Annotated in this window: 17 protein-coding genes and 1 pseudogene; 11 read left to right on the top strand and 7 right to left on the bottom strand. The window is 65.0% G+C overall.

Going from position 1 to position 18,988, the window contains the following annotated elements; translation table 11 throughout:
- From H1B27_RS02275 to H1B27_RS02265, 3 genes are read right to left on the bottom strand one after another with little or no spacing between them, the layout of a single operon-like run.
- Positions 1 to 957: a respiratory chain complex I subunit 1 family protein gene (locus tag H1B27_RS02275; protein ID WP_061881022.1), complete on the bottom strand. Its 957-nt coding sequence runs from the start codon at positions 955 to 957 to the stop codon at positions 1 to 3.
- A complete protein-coding gene (hyfB, locus tag H1B27_RS02270; RefSeq protein ID WP_197964853.1) occupies positions 954 to 2,954 on the bottom strand; it encodes a hydrogenase 4 subunit B in 2,001 nt (666 codons plus the stop codon). Before hyfB ends, H1B27_RS02275 begins: the two co-directional genes overlap by 4 nt.
- A gap of 40 nt (positions 2,955 to 2,994) precedes the next feature.
- The gene (locus H1B27_RS02265; protein ID WP_197964852.1) at positions 2,995 to 3,264 is read right to left on the bottom strand and encodes a helix-turn-helix domain-containing protein; all 270 of its coding nucleotides are present in this window, start codon (positions 3,262 to 3,264) and stop codon (positions 2,995 to 2,997) included.
- A gap of 121 nt (positions 3,265 to 3,385) precedes the next feature.
- Between H1B27_RS02265 and H1B27_RS02260 the strand changes: the two are divergent.
- Positions 3,386 to 3,577, top strand: a pseudogene (locus H1B27_RS02260) (MOFRL family protein); the annotation flags it as partial.
- A gap of 215 nt (positions 3,578 to 3,792) precedes the next feature.
- On the opposite strand, the gene H1B27_RS02255 reads toward H1B27_RS02260, so the two are convergent.
- Positions 3,793 to 4,314: a MarR family winged helix-turn-helix transcriptional regulator gene (locus H1B27_RS02255; RefSeq protein ID WP_061881025.1), complete on the bottom strand. Its 522-nt coding sequence runs from the start codon at positions 4,312 to 4,314 to the stop codon at positions 3,793 to 3,795.
- Between the two features lie 177 nt (positions 4,315 to 4,491).
- Between H1B27_RS02255 and H1B27_RS02250 the strand changes: the two genes are divergently transcribed.
- Genes H1B27_RS02250 through H1B27_RS02240 form a run of 3 tightly spaced genes read left to right on the top strand, consistent with a single transcriptional unit; the run spans position 4,492 to position 8,037 of the window.
- On the top strand, positions 4,492 to 5,532 hold the full coding sequence (locus H1B27_RS02250; protein ID WP_197964851.1) for a branched-chain amino acid ABC transporter permease: 1,041 nt from the start codon (positions 4,492 to 4,494) through the stop codon (positions 5,530 to 5,532).
- A 7-nt stretch (positions 5,533 to 5,539) separates the two neighbouring features.
- Positions 5,540 to 7,309, top strand: a complete 1,770-nt coding sequence (locus H1B27_RS02245; protein WP_197964850.1) for a branched-chain amino acid ABC transporter ATP-binding protein/permease — start codon at positions 5,540 to 5,542, stop codon at positions 7,307 to 7,309.
- Positions 7,306 to 8,037 (top strand): ABC transporter ATP-binding protein, encoded by a 732-nt coding sequence (locus tag H1B27_RS02240; protein ID WP_061881028.1) that lies wholly within the window; start codon positions 7,306 to 7,308, stop codon positions 8,035 to 8,037. The genes H1B27_RS02245 and H1B27_RS02240 overlap by 4 nt, the downstream gene beginning before the upstream one ends.
- A 185-nt stretch (positions 8,038 to 8,222) precedes the next feature.
- Here the strand turns inward: H1B27_RS02240 and H1B27_RS02235 are convergent, their stop codons facing one another.
- On the bottom strand, positions 8,223 to 8,849 hold the full coding sequence (locus H1B27_RS02235; RefSeq protein ID WP_197964849.1) for a pyridoxamine 5'-phosphate oxidase family protein: 627 nt from the start codon (positions 8,847 to 8,849) through the stop codon (positions 8,223 to 8,225).
- 124 nt (positions 8,850 to 8,973) lie between these two features.
- Here H1B27_RS02235 and H1B27_RS02230 point away from each other — a divergent pair, with 124 nt between their 5' ends.
- Positions 8,974 to 9,858, top strand: a complete 885-nt coding sequence (locus H1B27_RS02230) for a LysR family transcriptional regulator (protein WP_197964848.1) — start codon at positions 8,974 to 8,976, stop codon at positions 9,856 to 9,858.
- Positions 9,859 to 9,968: 110 nt separating this feature from the next.
- Here H1B27_RS02230 and H1B27_RS02225 read toward each other — a convergent pair whose 3' ends face one another.
- Positions 9,969 to 10,388, bottom strand: coding sequence for a PaaI family thioesterase (locus H1B27_RS02225; protein WP_197964847.1), 420 nt, complete (start codon positions 10,386 to 10,388; stop codon positions 9,969 to 9,971).
- 233 nt (positions 10,389 to 10,621) lie between these two features.
- Positions 10,622 to 11,791: a 4-hydroxybenzoate 3-monooxygenase gene (gene pobA / locus H1B27_RS02220; RefSeq protein WP_197964846.1), complete on the bottom strand. Its 1,170-nt coding sequence runs from the start codon at positions 11,789 to 11,791 to the stop codon at positions 10,622 to 10,624.
- 264 nt (positions 11,792 to 12,055) lie between these two features.
- On the opposite strand from pobA, the gene H1B27_RS02215 reads away from it, so the two are divergent.
- The 6 genes from H1B27_RS02215 (at position 12,056) to H1B27_RS02190 (ending at position 18,805) form a co-directional block, all read left to right on the top strand.
- Entirely contained in the window at positions 12,056 to 13,072 is a 1,017-nt protein-coding gene (locus tag H1B27_RS02215; RefSeq protein ID WP_197964845.1) for a TRAP transporter substrate-binding protein, read from the top strand.
- A gap of 273 nt (positions 13,073 to 13,345) precedes the next feature.
- Positions 13,346 to 13,855 (top strand): TRAP transporter small permease, encoded by a 510-nt coding sequence (locus H1B27_RS02210; protein ID WP_028180703.1) that lies wholly within the window; start codon positions 13,346 to 13,348, stop codon positions 13,853 to 13,855.
- A 2-nt stretch (positions 13,856 to 13,857) separates the two neighbouring features.
- Positions 13,858 to 15,177, top strand: a complete 1,320-nt coding sequence (locus H1B27_RS02205; protein WP_197964844.1) for a TRAP transporter large permease — start codon at positions 13,858 to 13,860, stop codon at positions 15,175 to 15,177.
- 214 nt (positions 15,178 to 15,391) lie between these two features.
- Positions 15,392 to 15,850, top strand: coding sequence for a DUF3237 domain-containing protein (locus H1B27_RS02200; RefSeq protein WP_061881035.1), 459 nt, complete (start codon positions 15,392 to 15,394; stop codon positions 15,848 to 15,850).
- Between the two features lie 251 nt (positions 15,851 to 16,101).
- Positions 16,102 to 16,911, top strand: a complete 810-nt coding sequence (locus H1B27_RS02195; protein ID WP_197964843.1) for a crotonase/enoyl-CoA hydratase family protein — start codon at positions 16,102 to 16,104, stop codon at positions 16,909 to 16,911.
- 10 nt (positions 16,912 to 16,921) lie between these two features.
- Positions 16,922 to 18,805: a feruloyl-CoA synthase gene (locus H1B27_RS02190; RefSeq protein WP_197964842.1), complete on the top strand. Its 1,884-nt coding sequence runs from the start codon at positions 16,922 to 16,924 to the stop codon at positions 18,803 to 18,805.
- Positions 18,806 to 18,988: the final 183 nt, after the last annotated feature.

The following is an 18,988-nucleotide window of genomic DNA, read 5'->3' as shown; positions in this document are numbered from 1 at the left end:
TCAGAGGCTCCCCGACACGAAGCGCAACAGCGTGGCAAGCAATGCCAGCATCAGCGCCGCGCCCAAGAACTCCGGAATCCGGAACACGCGCATCTTGGCGATCGCGGTCTCGAACACGGCAAGCAGGAAGCCGAGGACCGTCAGCTTGCCGAGATAGACCAGCGCGCCAAGAGCGAGCCTTGCAACGCTCGCATCTGCGGTCGCCGTACCCCATGGCAGGAACACGCAGGCGATCAACGAGACATAGAGCAGAAGCTTGAGCTGCGACGACAAGTCGATCAGCGCGAGATGCCGCCCTGAATATTCCAGCACCATGGCCTCGTGCACCATGGTGAGCTCGAGATGGGTGGCGGGGTTATCGACGGGGATACGGGCATTCTCCGCCAGCGCCACGATGGTCAGCGCCACGAACGCCATCCCCAACGACACGCGCAGGCCGACCGCGTCCGAGCCCATGAACTCGGCCACCGTGGGAAGCTGCGTCGAGCCGGCGATCATTGCAACCGAGAACGCGGTGATCAGCATCGCGGGCTCGGCGAGGGAGGCTATCATCACCTCACGGCTGGAGCCGATGCCGCCGAAGGCGGTTCCAACGTCCATGCCGGCGAGCGCCTGGAAGAAGCGGGCGCTGCCGAGCAGCGCAGTGATGGCGATGAGATCGGCGGTCCAGGAGAACAACAGTCCATTGCCGAAGGTCGGCACCAGCGACGCGGCGACCCAGGTGCCCGCGAAGATCAGATACGGAATGACGCGAAACAGCCAGGATGCGGTGTCCGCGAGCACGACATCCTTGCGCATCAGGCGAATGAGGTCGCGATAAGGTTGGAGCAGCGGCGGTCCGCGCCGGCGTAGCAGCCGAGCCTTCACCTTCCGCACGAAACCCGTCAGCAGCGGCGCGAGTCCCAGCACCAGCGACATCTGCGCGCCCTGGGAGAGGATGTCGCGCAGCTCGTTCATAGGGCCACCACCAGCAGCAGCACGACCAGGGCCACGAACACCAGCGTCAGGTAGCGGCGAATGCTGAAGAACTGCAGGATATTGATGCGGTCGGTCGCAAAGCCGATGGCCTTTGCGATCGGCGCGTACAGCCCGTCCCAGATCAGATCGTGCAGTTCGACCTGGAGCCGCGCAGGAAGCGGCGAGGACGGCGGCGGCATCTCGCCGATCTCGCGTGCGCCAAAGATGACGCTGCCGAACACGCGGCGGATCGGCTGCGAGAAGCTGGAGGCCGAGTACTGGATCGCGGGGTCCGCGTCGGGATAGCCGCAATCCCAGGCCGGCGCACGGCGTAAGCGGTCGGAGGCGAGACGGTGAATGGCTGTCGCCGCCGTCGTGCCGCAGAGTGCCGCGAACAGGAACACCAGAAGGCCGTTATAGGAGCTGCGGCTTTCCGCGATCGGCACGATGGTGAGCCACTGCAATCCGACCTGATGCGGCATGATGTTGCCGACCATATCCTTGCTCACCGGCGCCAGTGCGTCGATGAACAGCCCGGGCAGGATACCGGCAATGAGGCAGAAGGCGGCAAGCGCGAACATTGCGGTCAGCGAGAAGCGGTCAGTCTCATGCGCTGACGCCGCGACATCCGAGCGCGGCCGGCCGAGGAAGCTGATGCCATAGAGCTTGACGAAGCAGGCCGCGGCAAAGGCGGCCGCGAGCGCCAGCAAACCGCCGACCGCCGGGATGACCAGCTTGAGGCCCCAGGAGGGCAGTTGCGGTGAAAGCAGGATCGCCTGGAAGGTCAGCCATTCCGAAACGAAGCCGTTGAACGGCGGCAATGCCGAGATCGCGACGCAGCCGACCAGCATCGCGAACGCCGTCTTCGGCATGCGATGGATCAGGCCGCCGAGCTTCTCCATGTCGCGCTCGCCGGTCGCTCCCAGCACCGCGCCGGCGCCGAAGAACAACAGGCTCTTGAACAGCGCATGATTGAAGACGTGCAGCATCGCCGCCGTGAAGGCGAGCGCCGCCACCCAGTCGAGCCCTTCCGCCTTGAAAGCCAGCGCCAGCCCGAGGCCGGTGAAGATGATGCCGATGTTCTCAATCGTTGAATAGGCGAGCACGCGCTTGATATCGCGCTGCATCAGCGCATAGAGCACGCCCAGCGTCGCCGTCGGACCGCCGACCAGCAGCACCATCATGCTCCACCACCACACCGGTTCTGGCACGAGATCAAAGACGATGCGCACGAAGCCGTAGACGGCGACCTTGGTCATGACGCCGCTCATGAGGGCGGAGACGTGGCTGGGCGCGGCGGGATGGGCGAGCGGCAGCCAGGCGTGCAGCGGCACCAGGCCAGCCTTGGAGCCGGCGCCCAGCAGCACGAGGATCACCACCACGCCGCTCAGCGCGGCGGAAGGATGCGAGGCTCGGATCGCATCGAAATCGTATCCGGCGCCGCTGGCGAGCAGGCCGAAAGCCAGCAGCAGCGCCAGCGTGCCGAAACTTGCCATCAAGAGATAGATGTAGCCAGCGCGGACATTCTCGGCCTCCCGGTGATGCGACACCACCATCGCCCAGGAGGTCAGCGACATGAATTCCCAGGCCACCAGGAAGCTGAAGGCGTCGTTTGCCAGCACGACGACGTTCATCGCCGCGAGGTAGGCGGGATAGAATGGCAGCACGCGGCCGGGGGAGTCCTCGTGCCTGAAGTAGCCGAGCGCGAAGAGGCTCGCAGCGGTGCCGCCGAGGTTGACGACGACGAGGAAGAAGGCGGACAGCGCATCGAGCCGAAAATGGGCACCGAGCCAGGGCAGGCCGATCGGCAGTGTCGCACTCGGCGCCAGATGAGGGAAAAAGAGCAGACCGGACAGCGCCGTGACACATAGCGTCGATGTGGCGATCAGGCATCCGCCGTAGAGGATGATCGAGCCGCGCGGGCGCGTCGACAGCACGATTCCCGCAGGCGCCAGCGCCAGCAGAGCCGCCACCGACCATAGCGCAACGGCGATCATGGCCGCTCCTCGATCATGATCTGTGCGCGGGCTGTCATCGCTATCGGTCGCCCGCGCTCGGAGGTGCAGACTTCAGCCGCACCCCGCGGCCCCCGGCGCTCGACACCGCCCCCTCGGCGATCAACTCGATGCCGGCAACCGACAGTGCGTCAACCAGCTTCACCAGAGAATCGACATTGCCCCGGATCACCCCTTCGGAGGCCTCCATGCGCTGGATGGTGGGCAGCGACAGTGAACAGCGCTGCGCGAGTTCGCGCTGGTCAATCCTGAGTAAGGCACGGGCGGCTCGAAGCTGCGCGGCGGTGATCACGGGGCGAATGTCCGTGGCAGGTACAGTGATTGAGTTACCAAGCTTAGGACGCGCAAAATGATGTTTCAAGCATCATTTTCTAGATGCAACGCGTCATTCCATTCGATGTCCTCGGAGCTTACACCCTCCGGGCGCGTGGGGCGCGCTGTTCGATGCTGCGACCTTCGCGAAGATGAAGGCGCAAGGGCTGCAGCCGCAGGCCCATCTCGACAACAACGACGCGACGACGTTCTTCGAGGCCACGCGCGATCTGCTGCAACCCGGCCCGAAGCTGACGAACGTGAATGATATCAGGGTGATTTTGGTGGATTGAGGCGCGCTTACCCTCCCCTGGAGGGGCAGGGGAATCGCGTATGAGATGTGGGCTATGGGCACCGAGCCTCTCCACGTCGTCATGGCCGGGCTTGTCCCGGCCATCCACGTCTTTCTACGCAGCACGAAGAACGTGGATGCCCGGGACAAGCCCGGGCATGACGGCCTCTCGAAAATTCATATGCGATGGCCCTGCCCTCCAGGGGAGGGTAAGAGTCAGAACTCGTTGGCGATCTTCGAGAGCATTCCGATCAGGGCTTCGCGGTTGGCCTGGCCGAGCAGATCGTTCAGCCGGGCCTCGTGCTTGGTGGCAACCAGCTTCTTGGCGCGGGCCAGCACGGCCTTGCCCTTGTCGGTGAGCACCAGGATGTGCGAGCGGCGGTCGTTGGTGGAGCGGATCCGCGCGCAGAGGTCGCGGCTTTCGAGATTGTCGAGCATGGCCACGAAGTTCGGCCTGAGGATGCCGAGCGTGGAGGCGATCTCGGTCTGGTTGCGGCCGGGGTTCTTCTCGACCAGGAGCAGGACCGAGAACTGCGCCGGCGTCAGTTGGAGCGAGGCCATGCAGCGCAGAAAGTTCTCGAACACCTTGAGCTGGGCCCGCTTCAGGACATAGCCGAGCTGTTCGGACAGTTCGCCCAGCTGGAGCGCTTCGGTTTGGACCTCGCCCGCGTCCTTGCGGCCCTTGCCCGCGTCGGCCGGTTTTTCGGAGGACTTTTCAGCGGTTCTGGAAACGGTCATCGCCTCGTGCTCGTAATCCCGCTAAATTCGGGACGGGTCGTTCCCCACCCTTGATGTTATATTTGATAATTGTTATGGACCATATCAAATATCGTCAGCGTATTTCAATGGCTGTGAGGGGACCATCCACCGCAATTGCGGAGACCGGTCCTCAATTTTGAGGGGGAGCGTCCGGTCTTGAATACCACCATCATGCTGTTCCTGGTACAGGACGGCATCACCAATGGCGCGATCTACGCGCTGCTCGGCCTGGCGCTGGTGCTGGTGTTCGCCGTCACCCGCGTCATCCTCATTCCCCAGGGCGAATTCGTCACCTACGGCGCGCTGACCTATGCCTCGCTGGCCGCGGGCCAGATGCCGGGCACGGCAAAGCTCGCGCTTGCGCTCGGCATCGGCGCCTTCGGCTTCGACCTGTTCGTGGCGCGCAAGGCGCTGCATGCGCGGTTGATCGTGCGCAGCCTCATTACCAACGTCGTGCTGCCGGCCATCGTGCTGGCGCTGACGCTGTACTTCGCCGCGCAGAAGCCGCCGGTCGCGGTCTGCATCGCGCTGTCGCTGGTGATCGTCGCGATGATCGGCCTCTACCTCTACCGCATCGCGTTCCAGCCGCTGGCGCACACCTCGGTGCTGGTGCTGCTGATCGCGTCCGTCGGCGTCCACCTCGCGCTGCAGGGGCTGGGCCTGCTGTTCTTCGGCGCCGAGGGGCAGCGTGGGCCTACCGTGCTGTCCGGCGCCTTCACCGCCGGCGCGCTACGCTTCACCGGCCAGAGCATCACCGTCTACGCCATCACCATCGCCTTCATCGTCGGGCTCTGGCTGTTCTTCGGCCTGACGCTCTACGGCAAGGCGCTGCGCGCAACCGCCGTGAACCGGCTGGGGGCGCGGCTTGCCGGCATCCGCACAACGCTGTCCGGGCAGATCGCCTTCCTGCTGGCGTCGGTCATCGGCGCGCTGTCGGGCATCCTGATCGTACCGATCACGACGCTCTACTATGACAGCGGCTTCCTGATCGGCCTGAAGGGCTTCGTCGCCGCGATCATCGGCGGGCTCGTCAGCTATCCCCTCACCGCCGTCGCGGCGCTGGTCGTCGGCATCGTCGAGGCGTTCTCGTCCTTCTATGCCTCCAACTACAAGGAGGTCATCGTCTTCATGCTGCTGATCCCCGTGCTGCTGCTGCGCTCGCTCGCCGCGCCCGCGGTCGAGGAAGAGAAGGACTGACGCCAAGATGCAGAGCCGGCTTCCCATCATCGTCTTTGCAGCTGTCATGGCGGCGATCCCGTTCGTTCCCGGCATGCCGCCGTTCTGGATCGTGCTGCTCGACAATATCGGCCTCGCCGCGCTGGTCGCGATGGGCCTCGTGCTGCTCACCGGCGTCGGCGGCCTGACCTCGTTCGGGCAGGCGGCCTTCGTCGGCTTCGGCGCCTACACCACCGCGGTGCTGTCGACGGCCTACGGCCTGTCGCCCTGGCTGACGCTGCCGCTGTCGCTCGTGGTCAGCGGATCGCTCGCGGTGCTGCTCGGGCTGATCACCGTCCGCCTCTCGGGCCACTATCTGCCGCTCGGCACGCTCGCCTGGGGGCTGGGGCTGTTCTATCTGTTCAGCAAGCTGGAATTCCTGGGGAGAAACGACGGCATCTCGGCGATCCCGCCGCTGTCGATCGGCTCGTTCAAGATGCTCTCGCCCGGCTCGATCTATTACGCGATCTGGGTCGCCGTGATCCTCTCTGCCCTGCTGACGATGAACCTCCTGGACTCCCGCACCGGCCGCGCCATCCGCGCGCTCAGGCGCGGCCATGTCGCGGCGGAAGCCTTCGGCGTGCACACGCCGCGCGCCAAGCTGCTGGTGTTCATCCATGCCGCCGTGCTCGCCGGCCTTTCGGGCTGGCTCTACGCGCATCTCCAGCGTGCGGTGAACCCGACGCCGTTCGGCGCGCATATGGGCATCGAGTACCTCTTCATCGCCGTGGTCGGCGGCGCCGGCTATGTCTGGGGCGGCGTCCTGGGCGCGGCGATCGTCGTCGTGCTGAAAGAGGTGCTGCAAAGCTATCTGCCGCTGATCCTGCCGGGCTCCGGCCAGGTCGAGACCATCGTGTTCGGCATCATGCTGGTGGCGCTGCTGCAGCTCGCGCCCGGCGGCCTCTGGCCCTGGCTGATGTCGTTCCTGCCGGAGCGCACCAGTGGCAGGAAGCCGGACACCTCGCTGAAGCTGGAGCATCGCGCCCGCGCCCCCGCCGAGACCGGCGTCCTGCTTCAGGTCGAGAAGGCGCGAAAACAGTTCGGCGGCGTGGTCGCGGTCAACAACGTTTCCTTCGACGTCAAGGCCCGCGAGATCGTCGCGCTGATCGGCCCGAACGGCGCCGGCAAGAGCACGACGTTCAATCTGATCACCGGCGTGCTGTCGGCGACCTCGGGCTCGATCTCGGTGCTCGGCAGGAAGGTCGACAACGCGCCGCCGCAGGAGATCGTCAAGCTCGGCATCAGCAGGACCTTCCAGCACGTCAAGCTCGTCCCCGACATGACCGTGCTGGAGAACGTCGCGATCGGCGCGCATCTGCGCGGCCATTCCGGACCGATCTCCTCGATGCTGCGCCTCGACCGCACTGATGAGGCCAAGCTGCTCGCCGAGGCCGCCCGCCAGATCGAGCGCGTCGGCCTCACCGAGCAGATGCACCAGCTCGCAGGCAGCCTTTCGCTCGGTCAGCAGCGCATCGTCGAGATCGCCCGCGCGCTCTGCGTCGACCCGATGCTGCTGCTGCTCGACGAGCCGGCCGCGGGCCTGCGCCACATGGAGAAGCAGCGCCTCGCGACGCTGCTGCGCGAGCTGCGCGACGGCGGCATGAGCGTGCTCCTGGTCGAGCACGACATGGGCTTCGTCATGAACCTCGCCGATCGCATCGTGGTGCTCGATTTCGGCACCAAGATCGCGGAGGGCACCCCCGCCACGATCAAGTCCAATCCCGAAGTGATCAAGGCCTATCTCGGAGTGGCGGCATGAGCGCGCTGTTGTCCGTCACTGACGCACATGTCGCCTATGGCAAGGTCGAGGCGGTGCGTTCGGTTTCGCTCGAGGTCGGGGCCAACGAGATCGTCACCATCGTCGGCGCCAACGGCGCCGGCAAGACCACGCTGCTTTCGGCCATCATGGGCATTCTGCCGCTGAAAGGCCGCGTCGCCTTCGCCGGGCAGGATCTCGCCCGGCTCGACATCGAGGACCGCGTCGCGATGGGCCTCGGCCTCGTCCCCGAGCACCGCGAATTGTTCGTAACCATGAATGTCGAGGACAATCTCGAGCTCGGCGCCTTCCGCATCGAGCGGAGCCGGGCGAAAGCCTCGATGGAGCGGGTCTACACGCTGTTCCCGCGGCTGAAAGAGCGGCGCAAGCAGCTTGCCGGCACGCTCTCCGGCGGCGAGCAGCAGATGCTCGCGATGGGCCGCGCGCTGATGGGCGAGCCAAAGCTCCTGATGCTGGACGAGCCGAGCCTCGGCCTCGCTCCCATCATCGTCGCCGACATTTTCCGCATCGTCACCGAGCTGCGCGCCGCCGGCGTCTCCGTGCTGCTTGTCGAGCAGAACGCGCAAGCCGCGCTGAAGATCGCGGACCAGGCCTATGTGATGGAGCTCGGCGAGTTCGTGCTCAGCGGCAAGGCCAGCGACATCGCGGCCAACGAGCGGGTGGCGGCCAGCTATCTCGGCTTCCAGCACGAAGGCGAGAGCGTGATTTAACGCTGGCGTGCTTCCCTTCTCCCCTTGTGGGAAAAGGTGGCGCGAAGCGCCGGATGAGGGGTTCCCTCCGCGCGTGAGACCGTTCATGAGGATAGAACCCCTCGCCCGGCTTCGATGCTTCGCATCGAATCCACCCTCTTCCACAAGGGGAGAGGGTGCACCGAGTGCGCGGCGCATACCCGCAACTAACCTCCCGTCACCTTCTCCTTCAGCGCCGCCACCTCGGCCTCCAGCTCTGCGATCCTCGCATCCCGCGCCGCCAGCGCCGCGGCGACATCGCTTGCGTCGAACTTCTGCGGGATGTGCTGCGGGCAGTTGGTGTCCCAGGCCGCGATCTTGAACAGGATCACCTGCTCGGGCCGCGCGCGGTAGCCTTTCGGCATCAGCGACGCGGTCAGCGCTTCGTCGTCCTCGACCACTCGCGCCTCGCCCCAGATCTTCACGCGGCGGCGATGGGCGTAGTCCATCACGAAGATGTAAGCCTTGGGGTTCTCCGACAAATTGCCCTGCGTGATGAATTGCTGGTTGCCGGCATAATCGGTGAACGCCAGCGTCTGCTTGTCCAGCACCTTGAGAAACCCTTTCGGTCCGCCGCGGTGCTGGATGTAGGGCTGGCCGTCGGCTGAAGCGGTGGCGAAATAGAAGCTGTTGGCGTCGGCAAGGAAAGCTTCGAGGTTCTCGTCGACCTCGGTGCGCCAGCCGCGCTGCTCGCTACGCGCATAGGCCTCGCGCGAGCCCTTGCGCGCCTGGATCGCCTTTACCGCCGGCGAGAAGGCGACGTCGCTGGCATAGGCATCAGCTGCTGTCGTCATCGGAACGTCTCCTTAAAAATTCCGGCGCATTCCTGCGTCTTCCCAGGCATAAGATAGACTTGCAAGCCGCCAGAACAATCTGGCCACTTGACACTTCATCATTGCAGCATATGCAATAATCTCCATGGACCGGCTCGAAGCCATGCACGTGTTCGTCACCGTCGCCGATCTGCGCGGCTTCGCGCCGGCGGCGCGCAAGCTGCGTCTGTCGCCTTCGGCGGTGACCCGGCTGATCGCCGCGCTGGAGGAGCACCTCGGCGCGCGGCTGTTGCAGCGAACCACGCGGCAGGTGACGCTGACCGACGTCGGCGCACGCTATCTCGAGCGCGCGCGGCGCATCCTCGCCGATGTCGAGGAGGCCGACGGCTCGGCGCGGCAGGAGCGCAACCGGCCGAGCGGGCGGCTGGTGGTGTCGGCGCCGGTCGGCTTCGGCCGGCTCCATGTCGGGCCGGTCATGACCGCCTATCTCAAGCGCTATCCCGAAGTCGCCTGCGAGCTCAGACTGTCGGATCATCTGGTCAATCTCGTCGAGGACGCCGTCGATGCGGCCGTGCGGATCGGCCATCTCGCCGATTCCTCGCTTGTGGCGCGCCAGGTCGGCGCGATGCGGCGGATCGTGGTGGCCGCGCCCGGCTATCTCAAACGACATGGCGAGCCGAGGACACCGGAGGCGCTTCGCGAGCACCAGACCATCCAGTTCGGCCCCTGGCCCGAATGGCGCTTCCAGCACGACGGCCGCGACGTCGAGGTCATCCCGACCCCACGCTTCACCAGCAACAGCGCCGACGCGGCGCTGCAATATGCCGAGGCCGGCGGAGGCGTGACACGGGTGCTGGCCTATCAGGCCGCCGAGGGCTTGAAGCGCGGGCGGCTGAAGACCGTGCTGGCGAAATATGAGCAGCCGGCACTGCCGATCCACATCGTCTATCCGACCTCGCGCCTGCTCTCGGCCAAGGTGCGGGCGTTCGTCGATCTCGTGGTGGAGACGGTGGAGTGGAGGTTCGGGTGATGCTTTCCGTCATGGCCGGGCTTGTCCCGGCCATCCACGCGCCTCCTCACATGAAGCGCGAAAGACGTGGATGCCCGGGTCAAGCCCGGGCATGACGACGGAGAGAGAGCTCACCCCTTCTTCGGCACCACGCGGAACGTCCCGCTGGCCCGCGCGATCACGACGTCATCGGCCTTGACCAGGCATTGCGCGAAACAGATCGTGGAGCCGGTTTTGAGCGCCTCGCCCTCGACCGCGAGCCATTGGCCGATCTCGGCGGCGCCGACATAGTCGACCGACAGCGAGATGGTGACGAACGACGTCGTCCATGCCGTCGCCTGCGCGCAGCTATAGCCCATGGCGGCATCGGCCAGCGCCGCGATCAAGCCGCCATGGATCAGCCCGCGCGCATTGGTGTGCGGCGTCGCCAGCCGCAATCCCACGGTGACGCTCTTATCGGCCTTCTTCGAATAGAGCGGCTCCCAGGGATCGGTGAGCGGGGATTTGCGGAAATGCGGCTCGAAGCCGGCGGGGATGTCGATGGAGGTCATGGCTGTCTCGCGTTGCTGATTGCCGGCATTGAACGCGATGTGGATGACGGTTGCATCAATTACAAAGTTTCAAACGGAATTTGCGCGGGCGTTTGAAACGGACGCGCCGTCGCACCCAACGACACTGTCATCACCCGCGAAGGCGGGTGATCCAGTATTCCAGAGGCGGTTTTGACTAAACCGAGGGGCCGCGGCGTACTGGATGCCCGCCTGCGCGGGCATGACATCTGTGGTCAAAACGGCAGCCCCACGTAGTTCTCCGACAGCGACGTCATCGCGGCCTGCGACTGCGTGACGTAGTCGAGCTCGGCGAGCTGGATGCGGGCGCCGATCGTGCCGGTGTCGGGGAATTTGTGCAGCATCGAGGTCATCCACCAGGAGAACCGCACGGCTTTCCAGACCCGCGCCAGCGCCTTGGTGGAATAAGCATCGAGGCCGGCGCTGGATTTCTCGTCGTAGAACTCGCGCAGCGCGCTCGACAGATAATGCGCGTCGCTGGCAGCGAGGTTCAATCCCTTGGCGCCGGTCGGCGGCACGATGTGGGCGGCGTCGCCGCACAGGAACATCCGGCCGAAGCGCATCGGCTCGGCGACGAAGCTGCGCAGCGGCGCGATGCTCTTCTCGATCGACGGGCCCGTGACGAGGCTGTCGGCCGCCTCCTGGTCGAGCCGGCGCTTCAATTCATCCCAGAAGCGGTCGTCCGGCCATTGGTCGACATGATCGTCGAGCGAACATTGCACATAGTATCGGCTGCGCCTGGTCGAGCGCATGGTGCACAGCGCAAAGCCGCGGGCGTGGTTGGAATAGATCAGCTCGTGGCTGACCGGCGGTGTGTCGGACAAGATGCCGAGCCAGCCGAACGGATAGATCCGCTCGAACTCCTCGATCGCCGAAGACGGGACGCTGGCGCGGCTGACGCCGTGGAAACCGTCGCAGCCGGCGATGAAATCGCAATCGATGGTGTGGCTGACGCCATCTTTCACATAGGTCACGCGCGGGTGACTGCCGTCGAAATCATGCGGCTGCACATCCCTAGCCTCGTAGACGGAGATGAGACCGGCGGCCTTCCTCGCATTCATCAGGTCGAGCGTGACCTCGGTCTGGCCGTAGATCATCACCGTCTTGCCGGTCGCGCCCTTCATGTCGATACGGTGACGGCGGCCGGAGAAGGCGAGCTCGATGCCTTCGTGCACCAGGCCTTCGGCATGGGCCCGCGCGCCGGCGCCGACCTGGTCGAGCAGCGCGACGGTTCCTTCCTCCAGGAGACCGGCGCGGATGCGGCCGAGCACGTAATCCGGGCTCTGCCGCTCCAGGATGACGTTGTCGATGCCGTAGGTGTGCAGAAGTTGCCCTAGCAACAATCCGGCCGGCCCGGCCCCGATGATTGCGACCTTTGTCCGCAATAATTGCTCCTCCCGATCCTGTAGGCTTTCGTCGCAGCCTGCTTGTGGCAAGGCCTCGCAAACGATAATTATATCATATAACGTTTACGCAAAAGGGGAGCGGTCGTCGCCCGGCAGCGACAAATCCATGCAACATGGTTGACGTAGATGACGCTGCACGGCGCGCGTCAGTTCCGGCTTGAATGCGCCGGCCAGTTAGATAACATGTTAATTAAAGAGACCGGGCCATCGAAGCCCGCCGTCGACAACAGGGAGAGACGTGTGATGAGGAAAGCCTGTCTGGCGTTGCTGCTGGCAGCAAGCATGACGCCTGCGTTTGCGCAGGACAAAGCCATCGACCTGAAGGTCTCGCACTGGGTGCCGGCCTCGCATCCGCTGCAGAAATCGCTGGAAGACTGGGTCGCCGCGGTGAACAAGGATTCGGGCGGGACCATCACCGGCAAGGTGTTTCCGGCCCAGCAGCTCGGCAAGGCCTTCGACCATTACGACATGGCGCGCGACGGCATCGCCGATGTCACCTATGTCAATCCCGGCTATCAGCCCGGCCGCTTCCCGATCATCGGCGCAGGCGAGCTGCCCTTCCTGATCTCGGACGCCAAGGGCGGCTCGATGGGGCTCGACGCCTGGTATCGCAAATATGCTGAGAAGGAGATGAAGGACGTCAAATACTGTCTCGCCTTCGTCCACTCGCCCTCCTCGTTCCACTCCAAGACCAAGAAGATCGTCAACCCCGAGGACGTGAAGGGCCTGAAGATCCGCCCCGCGCACGCCACCATGGCGAATTTCGTCACTTCGCTCGGCGGCACCAATGTGCAGTCCTCCGCACCCGAAGTGCGCGACATCATCGAGCGCGGCGTCGCCGACGGCGTCACCTTCCCCTGGGGCTCCCTGGTGCTGTTCGGCATCGACAAGGTGACCAAATACGACATGGAGGCGCCGCTCTACACCACGACCTTCGTGTTCGTGATCAACAAGGACAAGTACAATGCCATGTCCGACAAGCAGAAGGCCGCGATCGACAAGAATTGCACGGTCGAGATGGCGGGCGCGGTCGGCGAGCACTGGGGCAAGTTCGAGGATGCCGGCATCGCCAAGGTGAAGGCGGAGTCCGGTCACGAGGTCTACAAGCTGACGACCGAGCAGACCGCCGCCTGGAAGAAGGCCGCCGAGCCGCTGGTCAAGTCCTGGAGCGATAATGCCAAGAAGGCCGGCGCCGATCCCGATGCGGCGCTCGCGGACCTGAAGGCATCGCTCAAGAAGTACAACGCGCTGGCGGAGTAGCCTTCGTCGAAGGAAACGCGGCGGCGAGGGGCATCTCGCCGCCGTTGCCCTGCAAGGTACCGTTAGCAGCGCACGACGCTTCGTCCCCCTCTCCCCGCTTGCGGGGAGAGGGTCGGGGTGAGGGGGAGTCTCCACGGGGACGGAGACAGCGGGACTCGCGGAGAGTCCCCCTCACCCGCCACGCTTCGCGTGTCGGCCTCTCCCCGCAAGCGGGGAGAGGCGAAGGGCTGCAGCCGGGTCGAGCACAAGAATGACATCACACAGGACACACCCATGAAGCGCTCCTGGATGGATCGCGTGATCGACTCGATCGAATGGATCGCGGCCGGCTTCGTCGGCATCGTCGCGCTCGACATTTTCCTGTCGGTGCTGCTGCGCAACACGCTGAACTATTCGATCCCCGACAGTTTCGACATCGGCCGCATGCTGCTCGGCATCCTCATTTTCTGGGGCATCGCGGCGACCTCCTATCGCGGCACTCACATCACGGTGGACCTGGTCTGGGGCAATGTCGGCCCGCGCTATCAGCGCTGGATCGACGTGTTCGCGACGCTGGTGCTGCTGTTCGTCGTCACCGTGCAGACCTGGACGCTGTTCGACAAGGTGCGCGGCACCTACAACGACAACGTCCAGACCTTCGACCTGCACATGCCGACATGGCCCTTCTTTCTCGTCGCCTGGATCGGCGACGTCTGCGCCGTGCTGCTGATCGCGATCCGCACCTACCGGCTGATCTTCCATCCCGAAGAGATGCACGACCCCAAGATCAAGGCGACGGAGTAATCATGAGCACCGATGCCGTCGCCGTTATCGGCTTCGTTTCCCTCTTCGTCCTGATGCTGCTGCGCGTGCCGGTCGGCATGGCCATGGGCCTAGTCGGCGTCTCCGGCTTTTCCTATCTGGTCGGCGCGACGCCGGCGCTGAAGCTGGTCGGCCAGACCTCGATGCGAACGGTCACCGATTATACCTTCGGCGTCATTCCGATGTTCCTGCTGATGGGCTCCTTCGTCAGCAATTCCGGCATGAGCCGCGAGCTGTTCCGCGCCGCAAACGGCTTTGTCGGCCATTTGCGCGGCGGGCTCGGCATCGCGACCGTCGGCGCCTGCGGTGGCTTTGCCGCGATCTGCGGGTCCTCGGTCGCGACGGCCGCGACCTTCTCCGCGGTCGCCTACCCCGAGATGCGCCGGTTCGGCTATCCGCAATCCTTCGCCACCGGCGTGATCGCGGCCGGCGGCACGCTGGGCGCGATGCTGCCGCCCTCCACCGTGCTCGCGGTCTACGGCATCATCACCGAGCAGGACATCGGAAAGCTCTTCATCGCCGGCATCATTCCGGGCCTGCTCGCGATGACCATGTACATGATCACGATCTTCCTGATCGGCTATTTCCGCCCCGACTTCCTGCCCAAGGGCAAGGTGACACCGTGGCGCGAACGCTTCGCCGGATTGAAGGACATCTGGGCGCCGGTGCTGCTGTTCATATTCGTGATCGGCGGCCTCTACGGCCTGCCCTTCCTGCCGCGCTTCACGCCGACCGAGGCCGGCGGCGTCGGCGCCACCGGCGCCTTCATCATCGGCGTGCTGACCGGCCGCCTCGACCGCGAGAAGGTGCTGGCCTCGCTGCTCCAGGCCACGCGCACCGCGGCCGCCGTGTTCACCGTGCTGATCGGCGCGCTGATCTTCGGCTATTTCCTCACGGTGACGCAGACGCCGCAGAAGGTCACGGAATTCCTCACCGGCCTCGGCCTCGGGCCCTACGGCGTGCTGGCGCTGATCATGGTGATGTATCTCGTGCTCGGCTGCCTGATGGACGCCATGGCGATGATCATCCTGACCGTGCCGATCATCTTTCCCGTGATCATGCATCTCGGCTTCGACCCGATCTGGTTCGGCATCATCATCGTGATGACGGTCGAGCTCGGCCTGATCCATCCGCCGGTCGGCATGAACGTCTTCGTCATAAAAAGCGTGGTGAAGGACGTGTCGTTCTCCACCATCTTCAAGGGCGTGATCCCGTTCGTGGCGACCGACCTCGTGCGCCTCGTGATCCTGATCGCCTTCCCGCTGCTGGCGACCTGGTTGCCGACGCGGATGATGGCGAATTGAGGCTGGACAGCGGCAGCGGCGATGGTGAGCCCCCTCGCCCCGCTTGCGGGGAGAGGGTTGGGGTGAGGGGAGTCTCCGCGAGAACGGTGAGAGTGAGACTCGCGGAGAGCCCCCTCACCCGGAATCCGCGCCTTCGGCGCGTATTCCGGCCTCTCCCCGCGAGCGGGGAGAGGCGAAGACATCGGCGCCTTCTGACAGATAGTTGGAGCAATCCATGGCCCCCACCCTTGAAACCAAATACGTCTTCACCATCACCGCCCGCATCGGCGAGGTCGTCACCGCCGGCGAGACCGGCATCGGCGTTCGCCGCATCATTCCGATCATCGGTGGCGAGGTGACGGGCGCGATCACGGGCAAGGTGCTGCCGTTCGGCGCCGATTTCCAGACCATCCGCCCCAACGAGCTGATCGATCTCGAGGCGAAATATGCTTTCGAGACCGACGACGGCGCCGTCATCTATGTCGAGAACAAGGGCATGCGCTTCGGCCCGGTCGAGCTCCTGCAAAAGCTCAAGCGCGGCGAGCCGGTCGATCCCAAGCTGATCTATTTCCGCACCGTGCCGCGGTTCGAGACCGGGCACGACAAGTATCGCTGGCTGATGGAGCACATCTTCGTCGGCTCGGCCGCGCGCCATGCGGACCGCGTGGTGATCGACGTGCACCAGGTGATGTGAGGAAGACTCTCACCGCGTCATTGCGAGCGCAGCGAAGCAATCCAGAGTCCCTCCGCGGAAAGATTCTGGATTGCTTCGCTGCGCTCGCAATGACGGAGGATTTGGCAACAGCAGCATGTCAAATACTCCCTGAAGCCTCTGACCGCCGGGTCAGGCCCCCGGCAATCCAATCCCTGCCCCGGGGGTGATATCGTCCACCTTGACTCCCCCAGAATTCGTTATACAACATAACTATTCTGATAAGGACGCAAATGACACAGGGAAACGCCGAGACCGCCAACGCGGGCACCTCCGGGCTGTTGAGGATCGAGCGGGCGGACCGGGTTCTGACCGTGGGTCTGAACCGGCCGGCCAAGCGCAATGCGCTCAATGACGGCATCATCCTGGAAATCGGCGAGTGTTTTGCATCCCTGCCCGAGGACATCGGCGCGGTCGTGATCCACGGCATTGGCGACCACTTTTCCTCAGGTCTCGACCTCTCCGAACTGACCGAGCACGATGCGACCGGCGGCCTGCTCCATTCCCAGATGTGGCACCGGGTGTTCGACCGCATCCAGTACAGCCGCGTGCCCGTGATCGCGGCGCTCCGGGGTGCCGTGATCGGCGGCGGGCTGGAACTTGCCTGCGCGGCGCATATCCGCGTCGCCGAACCCTCGACCTATTTCGCGCTGCCGGAAGGGCAGCGCGGCATCTTCGTCGGCGGCGGCGGCTCGGTGCGGCTGCCGCGGCTGATTGGCGTCGCCCGGATGATGGACATGATGCTGACCGGGCGCGTCTATAGCGCGACCGAGGGCGCATCCTACGGCTTCGCGCAATATCTGACGGAAGCCGGCAACGGGCTCGGCAAGGCGCTGGAGCTTGCGACCAAGATCGCCTCCAACGCGCCGCTGACCAATTTCGCCGTGCTCCAGGCGCTGCCGATGATCGCGGAGGCCAATCCGCAGACGGGTCTGTTGATGGAATCGCTGATGGCCACCGTCGCGCAGAGCGACAAGGAGGCCAAGCGCCGGATCCGCGAGTTCCTCGAACACAAGACCGCGAAGGTAAAGCCCAAATCATGAGCGCAAAGTCATGAGCGCACAGCCGTCCTCTTCCAGCACGGAGCGCGGCGCGAGCACTTTCCCGCTGCGGCCGATCTCGTTCGGCGATCCCGCCGTCAACGTCGAGCGCCGCGACGATGGCACGATCTACCTCAGGCCGAAGCAGCCGCTCGGCGACTATCCCGTCCGCATCACCGATCGCCTGCATCACTGGGCGACGACGACGCCGGACCGCGTCTTCATGGCCGAGCGCGAAGGCGGCCGCTCCTGGCGCAAGATCACCTATGCCGAGCTGCTCACCGCGAGCCGGCACATCGCCTCGAGCCTGATTGCGCGCGGATTGTCCGCAGAGCGCCCGGTCGTCATCCTCTCCGGCAATTCGATCGACCATGCCCTGCTCGCCTTCGGCGCGTTCCATGCGGGCGTTCCGTTCTGTCCGGTGTCGCCGGCCTATTCGCTGGTGTCGAAGGATTACGGCAAGCTGTCTTACCTGATGAAGCTGCTGACGCCCGGCCTCGTCTTCGCCGAGGATGCCGACAAGTTCGCCGACGCACTCACCGCCAATGTCTCACTCGGCACCGAGATCGCCGCGTCCTATGGCCACGTGCCGGGCCGCGACGTCACCCTGCTCGCCGACCTCATGGCAACGCCGCTCCGCGGCGATCTCGACGACGTCCACGGCCGGATCGGCCCCGACACGATCGCAAAATTCCTGCTGACCTCGGGCTCGACCGGCAACCCCAAGGCCGTCATCAACACCCAGCGCATGATCTGCGCCAACCAGGTGATGCTGCGCGAGACGCTCGCCTTCCTCAAGGACGAGCCGCCGGTCATCATCGACTGGCTGCCCTGGAACCACACCTTCGGCGGCAACCACAATATCGGACTGACGCTCTACAATGGCGGCTCGATGTATCTGGACGCCGGCAAGCCGATGCCCGGCGGCATCGAGGAGACCGTGCGCAATCTCCAGGAGATTTCGCCCACGGTCTATTTCAACGTGCCCAAGGGCTACGAATCGCTGCTGCCGTATTTGCGCGACGACCAGGGCCTGCGCGCAAAGTTCTTCGACCGACTGCACGCGATGTTCTTCTCAGGCGCGGCGCTGTCGCCCTTCGTCTGGGACAGCCTCGACGAGCTCGCGGTGAAGGAAAAGGGTTACCGCGTGCCGATGCTGACGGGCCTCGGCGCGACCGAGACCGCGCCGTTCTTCATGTCGGTCAATCCGCGCACCAGCCGCTCCGGCCATGTCGGCCTGCCGGTCTCGGGCAACGACGCCAAGCTGGTGCCGAACAACGGCAAGCTGGAGGTCCGCTGCAAGGGGCCGAACGTGATGCCCGGCTACTGGCGCCAGCCCGACATCACGGCGAAATCGTTCGACGAGGAAGGCTTCTACAAGCTCGGCGATGCACTCAAGCCGGCCGATCCTGATGATCTCAACGCCGGCTTCGACTTCGACGGGCGCATCGGCGAAGACTTCAAGCTCGCCAGCGGCACCTGGGTCAGCGTCGGCCCGCTGCGGGCGCGCTTCGTTGCGGCCTGCGCGCCGCTGGTGCGCGACGTCGTCATCGCCGGCATCAACCGCGACGAGATTTCCGCACTGGTCGTGCTCGATCTCGACGGCTGCCGGCTGATCAACCCGACGCTGCCGACCGACGATCTCGTCGTCGCCACGCGCGACCGCCTGGTACGCGAGGCGTTTCGCGAGCGCCTGACCCGTTTCCTCAGCCAGGCCACCGGCTCCTCGACACGGATCACGCGCGCGATCCTGATGGACACGCCGTTGTCGATCGACAAGGGCGAGGTCACCGACAAGGGCTCGATCAACCAGCGCGCGGTGCTGGAGCATCGCGGAGAGCTGATCGAGGAGCTCTACGCTGCCAATCCATCGAACCGTGTGATATCGGTCGGATGACATGACAATCGGAATGAACCGATCGGCTGCTCCTTCACCTCGCCCCGCTTGCGGGGAGAGGTCGAATTTGCGCAACGCGCAAATTCGGGTGAGGGGGACTCTCCGCGAGTCCCACTCTCGCCGTCTCCGCGGAGAGCCCCCCTCACCCCAACCCTCTCCCCGCAAGCGGGGCGAGGGAGCGCA

This window comes from Bradyrhizobium diversitatis (assembly GCF_016031635.1).
GTDB classification, from domain to species: Bacteria; Pseudomonadota; Alphaproteobacteria; order Rhizobiales; family Xanthobacteraceae; genus Bradyrhizobium; species Bradyrhizobium diversitatis.
The sequence above is the reverse complement of the archived record's forward strand: the minus strand, read 5'-3'. Positions and strand labels throughout refer to the sequence as shown.

Excerpts from the sequence above, each read along its gene's own strand:
- H1B27_RS02235 (WP_197964849.1), bottom strand. The coding sequence starts at position 8,849 with ATGACGACAGCAGCTGATGCCTATGCCAGCGACGTCGCCTTCTCGCCG.
- H1B27_RS02210 (WP_028180703.1), top strand. The coding sequence starts at position 13,346 with ATGAAGCGCTCCTGGATGGATCGCGTGATCGACTCGATCGAATGGATC.
- H1B27_RS02245 (WP_197964850.1), top strand. The coding sequence starts at position 5,540 with ATGCAGAGCCGGCTTCCCATCATCGTCTTTGCAGCTGTCATGGCGGCG.
- H1B27_RS02190 (WP_197964842.1), top strand. The coding sequence starts at position 16,922 with ATGAGCGCACAGCCGTCCTCTTCCAGCACGGAGCGCGGCGCGAGCACT.
- hyfB (WP_197964853.1), bottom strand. The coding sequence starts at position 2,954 with ATGATCGCCGTTGCGCTATGGTCGGTGGCGGCTCTGCTGGCGCTGGCG.
- H1B27_RS02240 (WP_061881028.1), top strand. The coding sequence starts at position 7,306 with ATGAGCGCGCTGTTGTCCGTCACTGACGCACATGTCGCCTATGGCAAG.
- H1B27_RS02225 (WP_197964847.1), bottom strand. The coding sequence starts at position 10,388 with ATGACCTCCATCGACATCCCCGCCGGCTTCGAGCCGCATTTCCGCAAA.
- H1B27_RS02200 (WP_061881035.1), top strand. The coding sequence starts at position 15,392 with ATGGCCCCCACCCTTGAAACCAAATACGTCTTCACCATCACCGCCCGC.
- H1B27_RS02275 (WP_061881022.1), bottom strand. The coding sequence starts at position 957 with ATGAACGAGCTGCGCGACATCCTCTCCCAGGGCGCGCAGATGTCGCTG.
- H1B27_RS02255 (WP_061881025.1), bottom strand. The coding sequence starts at position 4,314 with ATGACCGTTTCCAGAACCGCTGAAAAGTCCTCCGAAAAACCGGCCGAC.
- H1B27_RS02195 (WP_197964843.1), top strand. The coding sequence starts at position 16,102 with ATGACACAGGGAAACGCCGAGACCGCCAACGCGGGCACCTCCGGGCTG.
- H1B27_RS02205 (WP_197964844.1), top strand. The coding sequence starts at position 13,858 with ATGAGCACCGATGCCGTCGCCGTTATCGGCTTCGTTTCCCTCTTCGTC.
- H1B27_RS02230 (WP_197964848.1), top strand. The coding sequence starts at position 8,974 with ATGGACCGGCTCGAAGCCATGCACGTGTTCGTCACCGTCGCCGATCTG.
- H1B27_RS02215 (WP_197964845.1), top strand. The coding sequence starts at position 12,056 with ATGAGGAAAGCCTGTCTGGCGTTGCTGCTGGCAGCAAGCATGACGCCT.